Source organism: Pseudoflavonifractor sp. HCP28S3_F10 (assembly GCF_052065415.1).
Classification (GTDB): domain Bacteria; phylum Bacillota; class Clostridia; order Oscillospirales; family Oscillospiraceae; genus Pseudoflavonifractor_A.
In genome coordinates this window covers 14,953-34,451 of the sequence record NZ_JBQHUB010000032.1, presented here as the reverse complement: position 1 = coordinate 34,451, position 19,499 = coordinate 14,953, and the positions used below count along the sequence as shown (strand labels likewise).

The window sequence follows — 19,499 nt, the reverse complement described above, 5'->3', positions numbered from 1 at the left end:
CAAGGTTTTTGGACAATTTAGTCCAAAAACCTTGCACTTGAACAAAGCTAATGAGCCTTGAAAGCCTTGGCTTTCAAGGCTTGCGGCTTTGTTCAGTACGCATTATAATAGCATGTACAAATGAAGCCTCTTAAGGGGTCCTGAAAGGTTTGCCAACCGCATTTCTTTCACGGGTTTCCCCCTTAAGAGGCTTCTTTATGCCTTCTTGTCCTTGCAATCCGTCAACAGATCAGCAAATAAATTCTTTCTGTCCCGGCTAATCCTCCAACTGGTCTGATTCCAGCTGATTTCGGATATATTCTGCTGTCTGCTTTTTGTTCCTTCCTACTGTACCCTCAATAAACAAAGGACAATATGGTTTTCAGAGTATCTCAGACGGCTGACGGTGCTGTCCTCATTGCCGGATGACAGTCTGGCAACCTCGTGTGCTTTGGCATCTTGGTTGCTTTTCACAGACAAAGCTTTAAGACCTCAGCGGCCATCCGCACGCGGTCGGTCTCCGCAGTCATTACTGTATCGCAAAAAGAAAACGGGACACCTGTGGCTTCCAATGAATCTCTGCAGGCTTCGTCCTGTATATCAGCAATAAACAAATCCATGAAATCTTCATATAGCCGGCAAACTGACGCCGGGGACACTTCCATCCCTCTGCCGCGCAGCATCCGGGCAGCTGGTCCCTTCAAAGCCTTTCCATTTACGATAGGACTTACGGCAACAACTTTTCCGGCAGTACTTTTCAGTGCCTCTCGTATCCCTGGAACCGCCAGAATAGTTCCGATGCTGACAAATGGATTACTGGGTCCCAGCAAGACAATATTGGCTTCCAGAATCGCCTGAAGGACGCCCGGAGCAGGAAGCGCTTGTTTAATTCCGGAAAAGTGTATATCATCCACAGGAGGCTGGCAGCCACGACGGACAAAATAAGTCTGAAAAGGAAGCCTCTCTTCTCCAGAAATAATAACAGTGCGTATTTTCTGATTCGACATGGGCAATATCTGCGCGCCCACCCCAAGCCTTCTGGCCAACTCAGCGGTAACCATCCGTTGTGGTGGAAGATTATCTGGTGCGGTGACATATCGCTCCAAATCTTGGATGATATAAAGCAAATAAGCTTATACAGATTTTACTATTAGCACAAGGAAATGTAAAACCCCGGGTTCTGTGCCACCAGGACCACCGGGAATATTCAAACAGTTAAGGCGTCACATGAAAAAGACAGATTAGGAGGCTGAAATTATGGATATGAGAGTCCAAAAACTGCTATACTCAATTGGATTAACTGCAAATTATACCGGATACCGGCAAATGACGATCGCGCTGGAGATTGCCTCGCAGGAACCGGAGTCCCTGTGCCAGGTAACAAAGTGGCTCTACCCCGAAACAGCCAGAAGATGCGGCACCAACTGGAAGGCAGTGGAGCGGAATATCCGGACGGCGCTCCATCGTACCTGGAAAACCTCTCAGCATACACTGGAGCAAATGGCTGGCTATTCATTCAACTCCGTACCAAAACCTGCGGAATTTCTTGCAATACTGACCAAAGGGCTTTCCGATTGGAATTGACCCTTTATCAACTTCTATTCCTTAGGCGCTGCCGGCACTGCGCTGGCTCTTTCCATGCTGCTCAATCCCTTGGCGGACAGTCTTCTGGAAACCATGTTCTGGTTCTTCAGCGCACACTTTACTATCGTCCCGTCTTGCTGGCGCTTCCCGTTTTCGCTCTGCTGGGCTATGTCATTCCAGCAATTATGTACCGTCACGCCGTGAAACAGAGCGTTGTGGAACGCCTGCGGGAAGCAGAAGCCTGACTGCACCGCAACTCACGCATTTAGGCCTCAAAAAGTCGTTGCGGCGCAACGGCTTTTTCTCTCCATTTTTAGGATGGGCGATATAGGTATATTCGGAAGCCGAAAATCGGGTTCTAAATGCGGAGAAAACCACCTTGTCAACATCAGACGGGCGGTTTTCAAAGTGGGAATACAATATCCTTATCCCAATAGAATTGTGGCACAACAGCTTTTTGCTCCAAAATGTTGACACCACAATCCCCTCCCATGCTATCGACACCCTCTCCCGATGTGATATAATACAGGAGTGAAAAATGCAGACGCCCATCAAGCCATAGACTTGACAAGCGTCTGCATTTTCCGTTTCTTGAGAAAGGAGTCATGCCGTCAGCACAGATCGTCCGCCCGTCCACAACTGCACCTTAAAAATTTCATATCAAACCGGAGGGAACAACCAGCTTGGGCCGCAAGAAGAAGCTCATCAACAATTCCGGTATTCCGCAGCACGAAATCGAGCACATCGCCCGGTGCATCCTCCCCGACATCCTCGCCTACTACAAAAGCGAAGAAGGCCAGCGGGAGTTCCGGGAGTGGCTGGCTCAGCGTGAAGCGGAACAGACGGAAGGAAAGGCAGTGAAAAGCAAGTAAGTAATCGCACAGGGTGCCGCCAGCTTGGCGGCACCTTTTCTCATGCCGAAGGTACTTCCACTCACGCATTTCGGGGGTGAAAAAACGGCTGATAGCAAGGCTTCTGGGACACTTTTTTGATCCGGGAATACAATTACCTTCGGATGTCCAAAACAGGCGTTCCAAATGCGTGAATCCTCAAATTCTGTCCGCCGTTCATTCCGTGTCCCTCTTAATAGAATGAATGATTGATAGATCAGTATTTGATTATTAAGTATTTAATTGTGTGTCATTTTCCAGTTTAAGTTTTTCCAATCTTGGATTATCCAAGATTGGAAAATGGCATTTAGGTCTCTTGTGAGATCCCTCTGGAATACGATATCAGTTCTCAAAGGGATGATACTCCGTCACATTCCTGAGATACTCACAAACATCCCCGTGGAGCAGTAGGTTCACATATTCAACTGGTGCATTATACACCAGCCATTCCAGTTCGCTGCTCTCGTACATATCCCGCGCAACCTCGGCTTCTACCAAGGTGCAGTCAACGGAGATCATGCTGCCGTCGGCATATTTGACCTCGACACAGGCGGTGTCGATATTGAATTCGCAAGAGATAATCTTATCCATAATATCCTCCCAAAAGCAAAAATAATCCGAACCCATCTCCTACTGAGATAAGGTTCGGATTATTCTTCTTTGGTACGCCCGAAGGGACTCGAACCCCCAACATTCAGAACCGGAATCTGACGCTCTATCCAATTGAACTACGGACGCATATGGCAACTTATCCATTGCCCGACTATTATAGCAGTAATCAGATTGTTTGTAAAGTGAAAATTTCAATTTCTTTTTTCCGGCACATAGATACACGCCCCGGAGGACTGTTCCGCGGCGTGTATCTATGCGCAGACCCGATGCAGAATGGAGGTTTTTTCGGATCTTCCTGACTGGTCCATGACGCTGGGAGCCGTGGCTCCGACTCCTATAGTCATATATAAATTATAATACTTTTTTCAGATTCGTCAATAGTCATTTGTCTATTTTCTCTAATTCTATTTCCTTCTGATTTCGTTTTTTATGGAACTAATACAGTATATTTCTTCCTGTTTTGAGCCGTTCATCCCTTTTTTCCAAAGGCACTTGCAAATCCGCCTTTCTTTCGTTACAGTATGAGCTGTAAAGGAGTGATGAACATGACCTTTCTCTGCTACCCCAAATGCTCTACCTGCCGAAAAGCACAGGCCTGGCTGGACAGCCGCAGTATCGCCTACGAGCTGCGGGACATCAAGGAGCACAATCCCACCATTCAGGAACTGACCGAATGGCACCGGCGCAGCGGACTTCCTCTCCGGCGCTTCTTCAACACCAGCGGCCTGCAATACCGGGCCCTGGGGCTGAAGGACCGTCTCCCTTCCATGGGCGAAGATGAGCAGCTTGCTCTTCTGTCCTCAGACGGTATGCTGGTTAAGCGTCCCATGCTCATCGCGGAGGATTTCGTGCTGGTAGGCTTCAAAGAGGCCGACTGGGCCGCAAAGCTGGAGCCCTGAGCTGTTACACCGCAAAAAACAGGCGCGGAGGGACACCCCTCCGCGCCTGTCCATTTAACGGATATTTGCTCAGTGCAGCGCCGCGTCGCAGTAGGCGCAGCAGTCCACGCCGCCGTTCTGCTTGACCAGCGGCGGCAGGTAGGGGTCGGTCTGAGTGATGCAGCGGGGGTTGGAGCACACCGGCGTGGTGCCGATCTCCACCGGCTCAGGCCGCATCCGGGGCTGGTTGGCCAGGTCGGCCAGCAGCGCCATGCGGGAGAACATGCCGTACCGGGCCTGCTCAAAATAGGCCGCCCGGGGATCGTCGTCCACGTCCAGGGCGATCTCGTCCACACGGGGCAGGGGATGCATGACCAGCATGTTCTTGCGGGCCCGCTCCAGCTTGCGCTTGGTGAGCACATAGATGCCCTTGTTCCGCTCGTACTCCAGGGGGTCTACAAAGCGCTCCCGCTGAATACGGGTCATATAGAGCACGTCCAGCTGGGGGATGACGTTCTCCAGGCCGGTGACTTCCACGCTCCACAGGTTCTTCTCCTTCATGAACGCCCGGATATACTCGGGGATGGCCAGCTCACGGGGAGAAATGAGGTAGAATTTCACATTGTCGAACTTGGCCAGCGCCTTGATGAGGGAGTGGACGGTGCGGCCGTTCTTCAGATCGCCGCACAGGCCGATGGAGATACCGTCCACGCCGCCCAGCAGGCGGGTGATGGTGGTCAGGTCAGTGGTGGTCTGGGTGGGGTGCATATGGCCGCCGTCGCCGGCGTTGATCACGGGCACATCGGAGTACAGCGAGGCCGCCTTGGCCGCGCCCTCCCGGGGATTGCGCATGATGACCACGTCCGCATAGCCGGACACCATCTTGATGGTGTCCTTCAGGCACTCGCCCTTGGCTACCGAGGAGGATTTGGGATCGGCAAAGCCAAATACCGTGCCGCCCACCCGGAGCATGGCGGTCTGGAAGGAAAAATTCGTGCGCGTGGAGGGCTCAAAGAACAGCGTGGAGGCTACGCGGCCCCTGCACGCATCCATAAAATCGGCGGGGTGGTCAATAATAGCACTGGTACTTTTATACAGCGCTTCCCACTCCGCCCGTGACAGATCTCCAAAATCGATCAGATGCCGCATGCCCATCTTCTCCATTCCTACTATATTTTTTTCGTATTATCTTACCACATTTTTTCCCGCTTCACAAGAATCCGCCGCTATTTTTCCGTCTCCTTTTTGCCAAAATGTCGCGTGTATGTTTTGCCCGCTCCCGGTCATGCTAGACAAAAAGCAGCGGGAGGCGGCCGTGATGCGTTGGTTCTGGTTTTTTATGGTATACAGCTTTTTGGGATTTCTTCTGGAGGTCCTGTTTGCCCGGGTGACCCATCATCCCAAGCGGGACCGGAAGTGCTTCTATTTCCTGCCCCTGTGCCCGGTGTACGGCCTTGGCGCCCTGGCCATACTGGCCCTGCCCTCCGCCGTCAAGAGCCGTCCGCTCCTTCTCATCCTCTGCGCCGCCGGCGCCGCCACCGGGGCGGAGTATCTCGTGTCGCTCTTTTACGACCGGCTCTTCCATGTCTCCTTCTGGGACTACAGCCATCTTCCCTTTCATATCCGGGGCCGGATCTGCCTTCTCTTTTCCCTGTTCTGGGGTCTTTTGGGCGCCGTGCTGGTCCACGCCGTCCACCCCGCCGTCTCCCAGGCTGTGGAAGTCATCCCCTCCGGGGCGCTGATCCCCGCGCTTCTCTTTCTGGCCCTGGATACCGGCTTTACTTTTTACGTGCTCCGCCGGGAGGGCTCCACCGACGCCCTGCGCTGGTACCGGCGGCTGCCCCTCTTCCGGCCCCGGACCTCATGACCGGCGGCAAAAAGCAGGCGGGGCACGGCTTTCGTCCATGCCCCGCCAAACGGGTTCCGACAGATCTATTGCTCCGTAGCAGGCTCCAGCAATTTCAGCGTTTTCTTTCCGCAGTCGATCTCATAGGTCAGCCCCAGGGGGAACACGCCGATGGGGTAGGCGTGTCCCACATTGACGTTGCCGATGATGGGCAGGTCCGGCCGCCCGGCCTCAAAGCCCACGACCTGCCTGTAGACCTTCCTGTAACGCTCCTCCTTGTCCTGGAATGCAGGCTTCCCAACCACGATACCGTTGACGGCATTCAGGATGCCCTGGGCCTGAAGGCCTCTCAGAAGCCAGCAGAGCACGTCCTCCGGCATATCACATTCACTGGTCTCCATCAGCAGGAGCTTTCCTTCCCACTCCTCCGGGGCCGGCCAGAGTGCCGTCCCCATCAGCTCAAGGAACACATCCGCGCAGCCCCCCAGCAGCCGTCCGGTAGTTTTTCCCGTCCCCTGTATGATATCATACCCGGTATTGGGGCGGCGGGGCGTGGGCTGGTCCATGTGTTCCTCGTTCCACCATATCTTGTCCCCGTCGTAGCTGCAAAAATCGCTGCACGGGATGTCCATGGCCTCTGCCGGGTGGAACAGGGTCCGGTCAATGGCGGCTCTGGTGTACTCGTTTATTGCCACATATTCCGCCCAGTTGTTCATCACGGACAGCCCGTAATAGGATACCATCCCGGCCTTATACATCATAAAGTGATTGGTAGTGGTATCGGAAAAGCCGGTAAAGATCTTCGGATGCTCCCGCAGGACCTCAAAGTCGATGTAGGGCAGCAGTCGAATGGTATCGTCCCCGCCGATGGCGCTGAACACAGCCCTGATCTCAGGGGCGCGGAAGGCGTCCATCAGGTCCTGCGCCCGCGCCTCCGGATGGCGGTACAGATAGTCGATCCCCTTCAGGGCGTTGGGCATGGGGACCACGTTCAAGCCATACTCCTTCTCAAGGCGCTCTTTGGCCAGGTAATACTTGTGTATGAACTCCGTCTCACCCAGCATCCCGCGGGACAGGGAGACAATGGCGACCTGATCGCCCCGCCGCAGGCATTTTGGTTTTTGCATACCGGTCCCCCCTTTGGATTTTCTCCAGTATACCATGAAGCAAAGTGAAATGATATACTGCGTCATCCCTTGGCGATTCCGGCGCAAGCCGGGAGCCAATGGGGACATAAAGCAGGTATAATAGCCGCAAAGCGGTTATTATACCATGGGCGCCCGCACCCCGCAGGCGGCAGGAACCGCCGCAGACGGCTTGCCGTCCGCGGCGGTTCCCTTTTCTGCCCGCGGGCGTCCCCGCCGGCAGACCCTGAGGGATCTTGCTCAGACCCTTCTCAGCTCTTCCATGGCCTCGTCGATTTTCTTCTGAGGGAGATAGGCCACGGCAAAGGCCAGCATCTGTTCCAGCGTGACCGTTCTGGCCGCTCCCAGGAGCGGGTGCTTGAGGGCCGTGGGGAACCGCCTTTGGATCACGGCCCGGGAGCGGGGATTATCCAGCAGCTCTCCCACCGTGATCTGATTCCGCCGCAGATCCATGGGAAACGCCTCCTTTCTCTCTGCCGCCGCAAAATAGGATTTGACGTTGTCTCAGGCGGCAGACTATAATATAGCTATGTTCCAAAGAACGGAGGCAGACCTATGATCTTAAAAGCCTTTGAGGGTGCTGTGCCCTCTGTGCATCCCCGGGCCCGGCTGGCCGGGAACGCGGTCCTGGCAGGCGGCGCGGTACTGGAAGAGGATGTGAACGTCTGGTACGGCGCGGTGATCCGGGCCGATATGGCCACCATCCGGGTAGGCGCCGGCTCCAATATCCAGGACAACGCCACCCTTCACTGCGATACCGGCTTTCCCCTCCTTCTGGGGCGGGACGTCACGGTGGGCCACGGCGCCATCCTCCACGGCTGCACCGTCGGGGACCGCTGCCTCATCGGCATGGGGGCCATCCTGCTCAACGGCTGCGTCATCGGGGAGGACAGTCTGGTGGCTGCCGGTGCGCTTGTGACGCAGAACACGGTGATCCCGCCCGGCAGCCTGGTCATGGGCTCCCCCGCCAAGGTCCGCAGGGCTCTTACGGATGAGGAGCGGGCCTCGCTGCGGGCCTCGGCCGCCGAATACCGGAAGCTGGCCCTTCAGCTCCCTGCCGCGGAGGAGGCTGAAAAACCATGAGCAAACGGAAAATACCAGCCGCTCATGTTGCAGGGAACCGCCGTCTGGCCCGACTGTATCAGGTCCTGCGCCTTCTGGTGGTCCTGGTCATGGTGGCCCAGTTTTTCAACCGGAACTTTGAAAATGTTTTCCTCTGCATCCTGACGCTGATCCTGTTCATGCTGCCCAGCTTCATCGAGCGCAAGATCCGCATCGACCTGCCCGACACGCTGGAGGTCATTATCCTCCTGTTCATCTACGCGGCGGAGATCCTGGGCGAGATCCGGGCATACTATATCACCTTCCCCTATTGGGACACCATGCTCCATACTCTCAACGGCTTCCTCTGCGCCGCCATCGGCTTCTCCATGCTGGACATCCTCAACCGCAATGAACGCTTTTCTTTTTCCCTTTCGCCCCTGTACCTGGCCCTGATGGCCTTCTGTTTCTCCATGACCATCGGTGTGCTGTGGGAGTTCTTTGAGTGCGCCATGGACGTATTCTTCCACCTGGACATGCAGAAGGACACGGTGGTACATACCATCTCCTCCGTCATGCTGGATCCCCACGGCGGGAATATGCCCACCGCCATCTCCGGCATCACCGACACCATCGTGGTCACCGCCGACGGCGTGCAGCACTCCCTGGGCCTGGGCGGCTATCTGGACATCGGCATTCTGGACACCATGAAGGACCTGTTCGTGAATTTCATCGGCGCACTGGTCTTTTCCTTCATCGGATTTTTCTATGTCCGTTCCCGGGGCAAGGGCCGCTTTGCCCGCCGTTTCATTCCCCGGGTCCTTCCTGCGGAGGATGGAGAAAAAAAACTGACCGCCCAGGTATCCTTTCCTCCCCGATGGACATACTATAGCCATCACCGCAAAGGAGGAAATGTGTTATGAACGACCAGGCCAATCACAGCATCAAGTGCTCCGTGTCCAGCTGCGCCCACCACTGCACCACCGACTACTGCACCCTCAACGAGATCAAGGTGGGCCACTCCGACTCCAACGTGAAGAGCCGCGCCTCCACCGAGTGTGACTCCTTCGAGCTGGGCGCCGGTCAGAACGGCTGAGGCTGCTGATCGGAAGCGTCGCTTTCTGAACGAAAAGGGTCCGTGCCTTCCGGCACGGACCCTTTTTGCACGGTATCTACTTCTGCTCTGCGCCGGACGCCTTGGGGGCGGCAGGCTTGATCTCGGGGATCTTTCCGTCCACGGTGATGAGCTTCCGGGGACACTTCTGGGCACACAGGCCGCAACCCACGCACTTGTCGTAGTCGATGACGGCCAGATTTTTGTCCACCGTGATGGCCTCCTTGGGGCAGGCCTTGGCGCACAGGCCGCAGCCGATGCAGCCGTTGTCGCAGACCTTGCGCACATCGGCGCCCTTGTCCTTGGAGGAGCAGGTAATGGCCACGTGGCGCTTGGTCTTGTAGGGGGCCAGCACGATGATGTGCCGGGGGCACACGTCGATGCACTTCTTACAGGCCTTGCACTTCTCCACGTCCACCTTGGCCACGCCGTCCACCACGTGGATGGCGTCAAAGGGACAGACAGACTCACAGGTGCCAAAGCCCAGGCAGCCGAAGGAGCAGCCGGCGGGGCCGCCGCCGGGGACACGGGCCGCGGCGGCGCAGTCCTGAATACCCACATACTCATACTGCTCATGGCCGCGGCAGCCGCCGGTACACTGGACCTGGGCCGCCATCTTCACAGAGGCCTCGGCCTTCACGCCCATGATCTCGGCGATCTTGGCGGCGACGGTCTCGCCGCCGGCGGCGCAGCAGTTGGTGGCCGCCTTGCCTGCCGCCACAGCGGCGGCATAGCCGGAGCAGCCGGGGAAGCCGCACCCGCCGCAGTTGGCGCCGGGCAGGCAGCCGGCGATGGCCTCCTCACGGGGGTCCTTCTCCACAGCGAAGACCTTGGCGGCAAAGCCCAGGATCAGGCCGAACACAACGCCCAGCACCAGCAGGACCACAGCGGCCACAGCAACGATCATTCCTAACGTCATATCTTCCGCCCCCTTACCAAATCTTCAGGCCGGTAAAGCCCATGAAGGCCAGGGCGATCAGGCCGGCGGTGACCAGAGCGATGGGGAAGCCCTCAAAGGCCTTGGGGCACTCGGAGAACTCCAGGCGCTCACGAACACTGGCGAAGAGCACGATGGCCAGCAGGAAGCCGATGCCGCCGGTAACGCCGTACACCACGCTCTCGATGAAATTATAGTGGTTCTGGGTGTTGAGCAGCACCACGCCCAGCACGGCGCAGTTGGTGGTGATCAGGGGCAGGTAGATGCCCAGCGCGGAGTAGAGCGCGGGCATGGCCTTCTGCAAAAACATCTCCACGAACTGCACCAGGCAGGCGATGACCAGGATGTACACGATGGTCTGCATGAAGCCCAGGTTGAACTCGCCGGGGAAGAGCTTGGGGTTGACCAGGATGAACTCGTTGATGGGCCAGCACACGGCGGAGGCCAGACCCATGACGAAGATGACGGCCATGCCCATGCCCAGGGCGGTGTCCATCTTCTTGGACACGCCCATGAAGGGGCAGATGCCCAGGAACTGGGACAGGATGAAGTTGTTGACGAGAATGGCCCCCAGGGCGATGGAGAGCAGCTTGGTGATATCCATTACTTCGCCACCTCCTCAGTCTCTTTTTTCTTCTCGGAACGGGCCAGGGCCCACTGCATGAAGGCAATGACCACCGCCAGGGTCAGGAAGCCGCCCACCGGCAGGGCCATGCCCAGGGCCGGGAACTGCTCGGGCAGGATGCGGATGCCGTTGTTGCCCAGCACGCCGGCGCCGAAGGTGCCGGCGCCCAGGAACTCGCGGATAACGCACATCACCACCAGGATGATGGTGTAGCCCACGCCCTGGGCAATGCCGTCGATGGCGGAGGCGGCGATGCTGTTCTTGGAGGCAAAGGCCTCGGCCCGGCCCAGGATGATGCAGTTGACCACGATCAGGGGGATGAACACGCCCAGGCTGTCAGCCAGAGCGGGTACGAAGGCCTGCAGGATCAGGTCCACCATGGTCACGAAGGTAGCGATGACCACGATGTAGCAGGCGATACGGATCTTGGCGGGGATGATCTTCCGCAGGGCGGAGATAAAGATATTGGACAGTGTCAGGATTACCAGCACCGACAGGCCCATACCGATGCCGTTGAAGAGCATGGTGGTGATGGCCATGGTGGAGCACATGCCCAGCAGCTGCACGGTAACCGGGTTCTGGGTGATCAGACCCTCTTTGAATTGCTGTTTGACGTTCATATGCGCGCCTCCTTAACCCAGAGTCTGGACGGCTTCCAGCGCCGCGGTGACGCCGCTGGAGACCGCACGGGAGGTAATGGTGGCGCCGGTGATGGCGTTGACCTTGCCGCCGTCCTTGGACACCTTGACCTCGCCGCTCATTCCGATAAACTGCTTGCCCCACTCAGGGTCGGTCTTGGCCTTGGCGCCCAGACCGGAGGTCTCGGAATGGGTGATGACGGAAATGCCGGTGACGGTGCCGTCGCTGCCGACGCCCACCATCAGATCCACCTCTCCGCCGAAGCCGGAGGGCGTGACCTCCACCACATAGCCGGCGTCGCCGGCCTGATACACGGCCTTGACCAGCGCGTCGCCGCCGGTGTACTCCACGCTCTCATAGGAGTCGGCGGGGAGCACGGCCTCCATGGCCTGCTCGGTCTTGCGCTGCTTGGCGGCCTTGATGGGGTCGGCGGTGATCATATTCACCAGACCCAGCAGCAGCGCGCACACCAGGCAGATCGCGCCCAGGATGATGGTGAGCTGCGCAATGCCGGGCTCTTTCTTGTTCATAACAGCCTCGCTCATTTCGCTGCACCCTCCTTCGCGGCCTTCTTGTCGGCCTTGGCCTTGGCCTTCATCTCCTTGGTGACGCCGAACCGGGCGGGCTTGCCCGCCTTGTCCAGCAGCCACACGCACACATTCATGATCAGGATGGCGTAGCTGACGCCCTCGGGATAGCCGCCAAAGTAGCGGATAAACACGGTCAGCAGACCGCAGCCGATGCCGAAATAGATCTCGCCCATCTTGGTGACGGGGCTGGTCACGTAATCAGTGGCCATGAAGAAGGCGCCCAGCATCAATCCGCCGCCGAACAGGTTGTAGAGCATCCAGTCCACATTGCCGACGCCGCCCTTGGGGAACAGGAAGGTGAGCACCGCCACCGTGCCGATGAAGGCCACGGGGACCCGGGCCCGGATGGTGCCCCTCCAGATGAGGTACACGCCGCCGATGATGAGCATCAGCGCGGAAATCTCACCCAGGCAGCCGCCGATGTTGCCCACGAACATGTCCTTCACGGTCACGCCGCTGGGCAGGAGGCCGGAATGCATAAAGTCATTGGACAGGGGAGTGGCGCCGGTGATGCCGTCCACATTGGCGGACACGATGCCCGCCCACTTGCCGGGCAGCACCCAGGTGGTCATGGCCACGGGGTAGGACATCATCAGGAAGGCGCGGCCGCCCAGAGCGGGGTTCATAAAGTTCTGGCCCAGGCCGCCGAAGAGCTGCTTGACCACCACGATGGCGAAGAAGTCGCCGATGAGGAGGGTCCAGTAGGGCAGGGACACGGGGCAGACGAAGGCCAGCAGCACGCCGGTGACGGCGGCGGACAGATCGCCTGCGGCAGAGGGCTTTTTCATCAGCTTGCGGTAGCCCCACTCAAAAAACTCGCAGCCCAGGACGGACACCGCCGTCATGGTCAGAGCCCTGGGGCCGAAGAAATAGACCGCCGCGCACAGGGCGGGGACCAGGGCGATGAGCACGTCCAGCATCAGGTTCCGGGTGGCTACCGGAGAGCAGACGTGGGGGGAGGAAGCCACAGAGAGCTTCACATTCTTGGTGTCGATCATGCTTTCTTAGCCTCCTTCTCAGCCGCCGCCTTGCGCTTCATGGCCAGGGTGCGGATCTCGAACTTGGCCATGCGGAAGGACTGGACCAGGGGCACCCGGGCGGGGCAGATGTAATTGCAGGAACCGCACTCGATGCAGTCCATCAGGTTGAGGCCCTCGGCCTCGTCCCACATGCGCTTCTCGGCGTACATGTGCATGTACACGGGGGTCAGGTGCATGGGGCACACGTTGACGCAGCGGCCGCAGCGGATGCAGGTCGCGTTGTCCATATGCTCGGCGGCCTCGGCCCGGGTCATGCAGAGGATGCCGTTGTTGCCCTTGATGGTGCAGGCGGACAGGTCGTACTGGGCAATGCCCATCATGGGGCCGCCCACCATGACCCGGTCAGGGGTCTCCTTAAAGCCGCCGGCCTCCCGGATCAGGTGCTCGATGGGGGTGCCGAAGGGGACCAGCACGTTGCGGGGCTCGGCCAGGGCGCCGCCGGTCAGGGTGACGATGCGCTGTGTGAGGGGCTTGCCCTCCACCACGGCGTCGTACACCGCGGCGGCGGTGCTGGCGTTGAACACAGCGCAGCCCACGTGGGCGGGCAGGCCGCCGGGGGGCACCTCCCGGCCGGTGATGCGCTGGATGAGCTGCTTTTCCGCGCCCTGGGGGTAGCGGGTGCGGCACACCACGATCTCGATGCCGTCCCCGGCCAGGGACTTCATGTGCTCGATGGCGTCGGGCTTGTTGTCCTCAATGCCGATATAGGCCTTATCCAGCGCGAAGGTCTTCATCAGGATCTTCAGGCCCTGGATGATGCGCTCGCCGCTCTCCAGCATGAGCCGGTGGTCGGAGGTCAGGTAGGGCTCGCACTCGGCGGCGTTGACGATCAGGGTGTCCACCTTGCCGATGCCGGAGCTGATCTTCACATGGGTGGGGAAGCCTGCGCCGCCCATACCGGTGATGCCGGCTTCCTTGATGATGTCGATGATCTCCTCCGCGGTCAGCTTTTCGTAGTCGGGATGGGGCGTCAGCTCGGAGGCAAAGGTGTTCTGGAAGTCATTCTCGATGACCACTGCCATCATCTTGCCGCCGCCGCAGGAGGGACGGGGCTCAATGGCCACCACCTTGCCGGATACGCTGGCGTGGATCGGCGCGCCCAGGCCGGTGGGAGCCGCGATCTTCTGTCCCACGGTCACCTGGTCGCCGACCTGAACCACAGGCGCGCAGGGCGCGCCCACGTGCATCGACATGGACAGGGCGACCTGAGCCGGAGCTTCGCGGAGCGGTTCCACGGCCTTGGTACAGGTCAATTCCTTGTGTTCATTTGGGTGCACGCCACCATAAAAGGATAGTTTCATAGGTCCACCTCACAAATTGAGCCCTCTTCACGGGCCGTTTTCGGACGAAAGCTGTGGCAGGCCCCCGTCCTCTCTCTTCTCACGCCGCAAGCAGCGCGTTCAAACAGTTAATATCATAGCGCAGCTTCCGGAAAAAGTCTAGTGATTCTACAAAAATACTTCTCGATTTTCCGGGTGCCCCCCATCTTATTTCTTTGTTTCCCTCTCTATAAGTTTATTTTTTCACAAGGGTCACTTTTAAGTTGGTCAATTCTTCTATTTTATACATCGCTTTAGCGTATTAGCTTGCTATTGTTTGTAAAAACCGTCAATTGACAATTCGTGGGCACAGCGGTATTATAATGTTTAATTTCACATAAGTCCCGCGGTCTTTTTTCTGCCCTGCCGCGGTGCAAACTTATGCGAGCAGGTCAAAGGCAATGACTGGGTCCAGCCATGCGGCGCGGATGCGCAGAGAGGGAGCGGCCGGTGTAAGCTCCCGTGACGGCGGCATGGTCCATCCCCCAGGAGCAGTCCGTCCGAACCGGGTCTTTCCCCAGTAGGCCGGAACGGTCCCCACCGTTAACGGGGCATCGAGGGCACGGCGTGACTGCGCCGTGAAATTAGGTGGTACCACGGAGTCGGCGGCTTCGTCCTAAAACAGGACGGGGCCGTTTTTGTTGTTCCCGCCGGAATTCTTTTTTCAGATTGTATCACAGGTATCATTTTTATCTCCGCTCCTGTGTTATAATAGCCGCAAACACGGATGCACGGCGTGAGCCCATATGATATGCAAAGGGTCCGTGCTTCAGAACAGACAAATGACATATACTTAAAGGAGTGTATTATCATGGCAAAGATGTACTATCAGAAGGACTGCGAGCTCAGCTATCTGGACGGCAAGAAGATCGCCATCATCGGCTACGGCTCCCAGGGCCATGCCCATGCCCTCAACCTGAAGGATTCCGGCTGCGACGTGTGCGTGGGCCTGCGCGCGGGCTCCAAGCGCTGGGCCGAGGCCGAGAAGGCCGGTCTCCAGGTCAAGACCGTGGAGGAGGCCGCCCAGTGGGGCGACATCGTCATGATGCTCATCAACGACGAGGTCCAGGCCGACGTCTATAAGAAGTCCATTGCTCCCTACATGACTGAGGGCAAGGCGCTGGCCTTCGCTCACGGCTTCAACATCCGCTATCAGCAGATCGTGCCTCCCGCCGGCGTGGACGTGTTCATGGCCGCCCCCAAGGGTCCCGGCCACACCGTCCGTTCCACCTATGTCAACGGCAAGGGCGTGCCCTGCCTGGTGGCCGTGGAGCAGAACGCCACCGGCAATGCCTATAAGATCGCTCTGGCCTACATCGCCGGCATCGGCGGCGCCCGGGCCGGCGTGATGGAGACCACCTTCCACGACGAGACCGAGACCGACCTGTTCGGCGAGCAGGCTGTTCTGTGCGGCGGCGTGGTGGACCTGATGAAGTGCGGCTTCGAGACCCTGGTGGAGGCCGGCTATGAGCCCGAGAACGCCTACTTCGAGTGCATCCACGAGATGAAGCTCATCATCGACCTGATCAACAAGGGCGGTGTGGCTGCCATGAACTACTCCATCTCCGATACCGCCGAGTACGGCGAGTATGTCTCCGGTCCCCGCGTCCTGCCCTATGAGGAGACCAAGAAGAACATGAAGGCCGTGCTGCAGGACATCCAGGACGGCACCTTCGCCGGCAAGTGGATTGCCGAGAACAAGAACGGCCGCACCTTCTTCAACTCCAAGCGCGCCAACCTGGCTAAGCACCAGATGGAGATCGTGGGCGAGGAGCTGCGCAAGAACATGATCTGGGGCGGCGACAAGGATCTGGACACCGCTTCCAACTGATTCAGAGCCATCTAATTAAAATGAAGGAGCCCTCCCGGATATCCGGGAGGGCTCTCCTTATGATCGCCGCAAAGGAAGCTCAGCATTCATTCCTCCAGCCCCATCACATCCATGCTGTGGCGCATGTGGATGGCCATGGCGTGCTCCGCCCCCTCGGCGTCCCGTCGGCGGAAAAAGTCCATCAGCAGGGCGTGGTCCCGCAGGGTGTCCTCGGCCAGCTTTTCCCGGTGTTCACCGGAGACCACCGCCACCTCCACCGCCTGGCTGATGAGGGGCATGAGACGCATCATGAACTCGTTGTGGGTGGCCCGCACGATGGCGGCGTGAAACGCCCGGTCGGCCCCGGTACGGTCCTCTCCTGCCAGGATGCAGCGCTCCACCTCGGCGCCCCGCTCCAGGATCTCGTCCATCTCCTGCCCGGTGGCCCGGCGGCAGGCCAGACGGGCCACTCCCGGCTCCACCACGCTGCGCAGCTCGAACAGGTCCCGCAGCTGACCCTTCACCTGGTCCAGGTGGGAGAAGCCATAGTCGTTGACCCGCTCCACCCCCTCCGATACGAAGGTCCCCTTTCCCCGGCGGACCTCCAGCACTCCCTGGGTGGTCAGGGCGCGCAGGGCGTCCCGCAGGGTGGTACGGCTCACCCCCAGGCTGCGGGAGAGCTCCAGCTCGTTGGGCAGCTTCTCCCCGGGAGCCATCTCCCGCTCGATCACGATCCGGTTGTAGAGCCGCTGGGCGGTCTGCTGGGACAGGCTCTGCTTTTCCACGGCGGTTCCTCCTTTTATTCCTCTGCGGAGCGGGCCAAAAATTCCGCCCCGCCCCTTGACATCTTCTTTTCTATCATATACTATGTAGTCATACAATTCAAGCGTAATCATACAACTTATTAAAGTTGATTAAGGAGGATCCTCTATGCGCAGCGACAATGTGAAAAAGGGCATCCCTACCGCCCCCAACCGCTCCCTGTTTTACGCCCTGGGCTACACCAAGGAGGAGCTGGAGCGCCCTCTCATCGGCGTAGTGTGCTCCTATAACGAGATCGTCCCCGGCCACATGAACCTGGACAAGATCGCTGAGGCCGTGAAGGCCGGTGTCCGTGCCGCCGGCGGCACCCCCATTGAATTCCCCGCCATCGCCGTGTGCGACGGCATCGCCATGGGCCACGTGGGCATGAAGTACTCTCTGGTCACCCGGGACCTGATCGCCGACTCCACCGAGGCCATGGCCATGGCCCACCAGTTCGACGGTCTGGTGATGATCCCCAACTGTGACAAGAACGTACCCGGCCTGCTGATGGCCGCCGCCCGTGTCAACATCCCCACCATTTTCTGCTCCGGCGGACCCATGCTGGCCGGGCGCCTCAACGACGGCCGCCGCACCTGCCTCAGCCACATGTTCGAGGCAGTGGGCTCCTACTACGCCGGCAAGCTGGACGAGGCGGGGGTAGAGGAGTATGAGAACTGCGCCTGTCCCACCTGCGGTTCCTGTTCCGGCATGTACACCGCCAACTCCATGAACTGCCTGACCGAGGCCATCGGCATGGGCCTCAGGGGCAACGGCACCATTCCCGCGGTGTGGTCGGCCCGTCTCCGCCTGGCCAAGCACGCCGGCATGCAGATCATGGATCTGGTGAAAAAGGACATTCGTCCCCGTGACATCATGACCCCCGCCGCCTTCCACAATGCCGAGACGGTGGACATGGCCCTGGGCTGTTCCACCAACACCATGCTCCATCTGCCCGCCATTGCCCACGAGTGCGGCATCGAGCTGGATCTGGACATGTCCAACGAGATCTCCTCCAAGACCCCCAACCTCTGCCACCTGGCACCGGCGGGCAACACCTACATGGAGGACCTGGAGGGGGCCGGCGGCGTATACGCCGTGATGAAGGAGCTCACCAAGAAGGGCCTGCTGGACACCAGCGTCATGACCTGCACCGGCAAGACGCTGGAGGAAAATCTGGATGGCGTGGTCAACCGGGACCCCGAGCTCATCCGTCCCATTGAGAACCCCTACTCCCAGGACGGCGGCATCGCCGTGCTCAAGGGCAACCTGGCCCCCGAGGGCTGCGTGGTCAAGCGCTCCGCCGTGGCCGCCGAGATGATGGTACATGAAGGTCCCGCCCGGGTGTTCAACTGCGAAGATGACGCCATCGCCGCCATCTATGCCGGCAAGATCGTGGCGGGCGACGTGGTAGTCATCCGCTACGAGGGCCCCAAGGGCGGTCCCGGCATGCGGGAGATGCTCAACCCCACCAGCGCCATCGCCGGCATGGGGCTGGACAAGGACGTGGCCCTCATCACCGACGGCCGCTTCTCCGGCGCCACCCGGGGCGCTTCCATCGGCCATGTCTGCCCCGAGGCCGCCCAGGGCGGCGCCATCGGTCTGGTGGAGGAGGGCGATATCATCTCCATCGACATCCCCAACTGTTCCATCCAGCTGAAGGTAGACGACGCCACCCTGGCCGCCCGGAAGGCCAGGTGGGTCTGTCCCGAGCCCCGCATCAAGACCGGATATCTGGCCCGGTATGCCAAGCTGGTGACCAGCGCCGCCCGGGGCGCCGTGCTGGAGTAAGCTTCTCTCTTTCATTGCGGTGGCGGCAGAGGAAATCCGCCGCCACCGCTTGTATTTATTCCCTGCATCCGATATAATACTTTTGATCTGTATTTCGGAATAAGGTAGGGTTTTGTTATGAAACAGAGAAATATTGCGCTTTGCATTGTGTACACGCTGATCACCTGCGGTATTTACGGTATCTACTGGTTCATCTGCATCACCGATGATACCAACCGGCTCTCCTCCCGTTACGGCACCTCCGGCGGTATGGCTTTCCTCTTCAACCTGATCACCTGCGGCATCTACGGCATCTACTGGGGCTACAAGATGGGGGAGTGTCTGGATGACGCCCGGGCCAACAGCGGCGAGCCCACAGGCAGCCTGCCCATCCTCTACCTGATCCTGAACATCTTCGGTCTGCAGATCGTCACCTACGCCCTGATCCAGAGCGAGCTCAACAAGTACGATCTGGTGTAAAAATGAAAGCCCGCTTTCTCCGGCTGCTGCGGGGATTTTCTCTGCTCCTTCTGGCGGGCCTGGGCTACGCCGTCTTTTGTTCCCGCACCGGTCTGATGCTGCCCTGTCCCTTCCATCTGGTCACCGGGCTCCTCTGTCCGGGCTGCGGCGTTACCCGGATGTGCCTGGCCCTGCTGCACCTGGATCTGGCGGCGGCGTGGCGGTTTAATCCGGGGCTGCTGCTCCTCTCCCCTCTGCTGGCCGTCCTGTTCTTTTCCATGGCGCTGCGGTACGTCCGCACCGGGGAGCGCCGCCCCACCTCCGTCCAGTCGGCGGCGGCCTGGGGCATGGCGGCCTATCTGCTGCTCTACGGTGTGGGGCGCAATCTTTTTCCGCTCCAGATATAAAAAGTGCCTGTGT

23 protein-coding genes, 1 tRNA gene and 1 other annotated feature are annotated in these 19,499 nt (G+C 59.0%); of the genes, 11 read left to right on the top strand and 13 right to left on the bottom strand.

Annotated features, from left to right (window positions below):
* Positions 1-449: 449 nt before the first annotated feature.
* Positions 450-1,106 (bottom strand): 2-phospho-L-lactate transferase CofD family protein, encoded by a 657-nt coding sequence (locus tag ACTNBZ_RS12015; protein ID WP_441210178.1) that lies wholly within the window; start codon positions 1,104-1,106, stop codon positions 450-452.
* Between the two features lie 130 nt (positions 1,107-1,236).
* Between ACTNBZ_RS12015 and ACTNBZ_RS12010 the strand changes: the two genes are divergently transcribed.
* Entirely contained in the window at positions 1,237-1,563 is a 327-nt protein-coding gene (locus ACTNBZ_RS12010) for a sporulation initiation factor Spo0A C-terminal domain-containing protein (protein ID WP_441210176.1), read from the top strand.
* 683 nt (positions 1,564-2,246) lie between these two features.
* Positions 2,247-2,435 (top strand): hypothetical protein, encoded by a 189-nt coding sequence (locus ACTNBZ_RS12005; RefSeq protein WP_441210175.1) that lies wholly within the window; start codon positions 2,247-2,249, stop codon positions 2,433-2,435.
* 360 nt (positions 2,436-2,795) lie between these two features.
* Here the strand turns inward: ACTNBZ_RS12005 and ACTNBZ_RS12000 are convergent, their stop codons facing one another.
* Positions 2,796-3,044: a DUF6061 family protein gene (locus tag ACTNBZ_RS12000; protein ID WP_441210173.1), complete on the bottom strand. Its 249-nt coding sequence runs from the start codon at positions 3,042-3,044 to the stop codon at positions 2,796-2,798.
* Between the two features lie 70 nt (positions 3,045-3,114).
* Positions 3,115-3,191: transfer RNA gene (locus tag ACTNBZ_RS11995), tRNA-Arg, on the bottom strand.
* A 419-nt stretch (positions 3,192-3,610) separates the two neighbouring features.
* Here ACTNBZ_RS11995 and ACTNBZ_RS11990 point away from each other — a divergent pair.
* On the top strand, positions 3,611-3,964 hold the full coding sequence (locus ACTNBZ_RS11990) for an arsenate reductase family protein (RefSeq protein ID WP_441210171.1): 354 nt from the start codon (positions 3,611-3,613) through the stop codon (positions 3,962-3,964).
* 69 nt (positions 3,965-4,033) lie between these two features.
* Here ACTNBZ_RS11990 and pyrB read toward each other — a convergent pair whose 3' ends face one another.
* Complete coding sequence (gene pyrB / locus ACTNBZ_RS11985; RefSeq protein ID WP_441210169.1) at positions 4,034-5,092, bottom strand: aspartate carbamoyltransferase; 1,059 nt, start codon at positions 5,090-5,092, stop codon at positions 4,034-4,036.
* Between the two features lie 169 nt (positions 5,093-5,261).
* Between pyrB and ACTNBZ_RS11980 the strand changes: the two genes are divergently transcribed.
* Entirely contained in the window at positions 5,262-5,810 is a 549-nt protein-coding gene (locus ACTNBZ_RS11980) for a putative ABC transporter permease (protein ID WP_441210167.1), read from the top strand.
* A 65-nt stretch (positions 5,811-5,875) separates the two neighbouring features.
* Here ACTNBZ_RS11980 and ACTNBZ_RS11975 read toward each other — a convergent pair whose 3' ends face one another.
* Both ACTNBZ_RS11975 and ACTNBZ_RS11970 read right to left on the bottom strand, forming a co-directional pair.
* Positions 5,876-6,916, bottom strand: a complete 1,041-nt coding sequence (locus tag ACTNBZ_RS11975) for a S66 family peptidase (RefSeq protein WP_441210165.1) — start codon at positions 6,914-6,916, stop codon at positions 5,876-5,878.
* A 258-nt stretch (positions 6,917-7,174) separates the two neighbouring features.
* A complete protein-coding gene (locus ACTNBZ_RS11970; RefSeq protein WP_441210163.1) occupies positions 7,175-7,387 on the bottom strand; it encodes a hypothetical protein in 213 nt (70 codons plus the stop codon).
* Positions 7,388-7,489: 102 nt separating this feature from the next.
* Between ACTNBZ_RS11970 and ACTNBZ_RS11965 the strand changes: the two genes are divergently transcribed.
* The 3 genes from ACTNBZ_RS11965 to ACTNBZ_RS11955 are packed head-to-tail and all read left to right on the top strand — an operon-like array spanning position 7,490 to position 9,071.
* Entirely contained in the window at positions 7,490-8,017 is a 528-nt protein-coding gene (locus ACTNBZ_RS11965; protein WP_441210161.1) for a gamma carbonic anhydrase family protein, read from the top strand.
* A complete protein-coding gene (locus ACTNBZ_RS11960) occupies positions 8,014-8,898 on the top strand; it encodes a hypothetical protein (RefSeq protein ID WP_441210159.1) in 885 nt (294 codons plus the stop codon). Before ACTNBZ_RS11965 ends, ACTNBZ_RS11960 begins: the two co-directional genes overlap by 4 nt.
* A complete protein-coding gene (locus tag ACTNBZ_RS11955) occupies positions 8,895-9,071 on the top strand; it encodes a DUF1540 domain-containing protein (protein ID WP_441210158.1) in 177 nt (58 codons plus the stop codon). Before ACTNBZ_RS11960 ends, ACTNBZ_RS11955 begins: the two co-directional genes overlap by 4 nt.
* A gap of 76 nt (positions 9,072-9,147) precedes the next feature.
* Here the strand turns inward: ACTNBZ_RS11955 and ACTNBZ_RS11950 are convergent, their stop codons facing one another.
* Genes ACTNBZ_RS11950 through rsxC form a run of 6 tightly spaced genes read right to left on the bottom strand, consistent with a single transcriptional unit; the run spans position 9,148 to position 14,221 of the window.
* Positions 9,148-10,008 (bottom strand): RnfABCDGE type electron transport complex subunit B, encoded by an 861-nt coding sequence (locus tag ACTNBZ_RS11950; RefSeq protein ID WP_441210156.1) that lies wholly within the window; start codon positions 10,006-10,008, stop codon positions 9,148-9,150.
* Positions 10,009-10,021: 13 nt separating this feature from the next.
* Positions 10,022-10,630, bottom strand: a complete 609-nt coding sequence (gene rsxA, locus ACTNBZ_RS11945) for an electron transport complex subunit RsxA (protein WP_441210154.1) — start codon at positions 10,628-10,630, stop codon at positions 10,022-10,024.
* Positions 10,630-11,271 (bottom strand): electron transport complex subunit RsxE, encoded by a 642-nt coding sequence (gene rsxE, locus ACTNBZ_RS11940; protein WP_441210153.1) that lies wholly within the window; start codon positions 11,269-11,271, stop codon positions 10,630-10,632. The genes rsxA and rsxE overlap by 1 nt, the downstream gene beginning before the upstream one ends.
* A gap of 12 nt (positions 11,272-11,283) precedes the next feature.
* Positions 11,284-11,835 carry an RnfABCDGE type electron transport complex subunit G gene (locus ACTNBZ_RS11935; protein ID WP_441210151.1) on the bottom strand — a complete coding sequence of 184 codons (552 nt, stop codon included), beginning with the start codon at positions 11,833-11,835 and terminating at the stop codon, positions 11,284-11,286.
* The gene (locus ACTNBZ_RS11930; RefSeq protein WP_441210149.1) at positions 11,832-12,878 is read right to left on the bottom strand and encodes an RnfABCDGE type electron transport complex subunit D; all 1,047 of its coding nucleotides are present in this window, start codon (positions 12,876-12,878) and stop codon (positions 11,832-11,834) included. The genes ACTNBZ_RS11935 and ACTNBZ_RS11930 overlap by 4 nt, the downstream gene beginning before the upstream one ends.
* Complete coding sequence (gene rsxC / locus ACTNBZ_RS11925; RefSeq protein WP_441210147.1) at positions 12,875-14,221, bottom strand: electron transport complex subunit RsxC; 1,347 nt, start codon at positions 14,219-14,221, stop codon at positions 12,875-12,877. The genes ACTNBZ_RS11930 and rsxC overlap by 4 nt, the downstream gene beginning before the upstream one ends.
* 410 nt (positions 14,222-14,631) lie before the next feature.
* Positions 14,632-14,861, top strand: a binding site (T-box leader).
* Between the two features lie 189 nt (positions 14,862-15,050).
* Here rsxC and ilvC point away from each other — a divergent pair.
* Positions 15,051-16,070 carry a ketol-acid reductoisomerase gene (ilvC, locus tag ACTNBZ_RS11920; protein ID WP_441210146.1) on the top strand — a complete coding sequence of 340 codons (1,020 nt, stop codon included), beginning with the start codon at positions 15,051-15,053 and terminating at the stop codon, positions 16,068-16,070.
* A gap of 86 nt (positions 16,071-16,156) precedes the next feature.
* Here ilvC and ACTNBZ_RS11915 read toward each other — a convergent pair whose 3' ends face one another.
* The gene (locus ACTNBZ_RS11915; protein ID WP_441210144.1) at positions 16,157-16,834 is read right to left on the bottom strand and encodes a FadR/GntR family transcriptional regulator; all 678 of its coding nucleotides are present in this window, start codon (positions 16,832-16,834) and stop codon (positions 16,157-16,159) included.
* A 145-nt stretch (positions 16,835-16,979) separates the two neighbouring features.
* Here ACTNBZ_RS11915 and ilvD point away from each other — a divergent pair, with 145 nt between their 5' ends.
* The 3 genes from ilvD to ACTNBZ_RS11900 all read left to right on the top strand — a co-directional run bounded on the left by ilvD (position 16,980) and on the right by ACTNBZ_RS11900 (position 19,486).
* Positions 16,980-18,641 carry a dihydroxy-acid dehydratase gene (ilvD, locus tag ACTNBZ_RS11910; protein ID WP_441210143.1) on the top strand — a complete coding sequence of 554 codons (1,662 nt, stop codon included), beginning with the start codon at positions 16,980-16,982 and terminating at the stop codon, positions 18,639-18,641.
* Between the two features lie 117 nt (positions 18,642-18,758).
* Complete coding sequence (locus ACTNBZ_RS11905; protein WP_441210141.1) at positions 18,759-19,100, top strand: DUF4234 domain-containing protein; 342 nt, start codon at positions 18,759-18,761, stop codon at positions 19,098-19,100.
* 2 nt (positions 19,101-19,102) lie between these two features.
* Entirely contained in the window at positions 19,103-19,486 is a 384-nt protein-coding gene (locus ACTNBZ_RS11900) for a DUF2752 domain-containing protein (RefSeq protein ID WP_441210139.1), read from the top strand.
* The last annotated feature ends 13 nt before the right edge of the window (positions 19,487-19,499 follow it).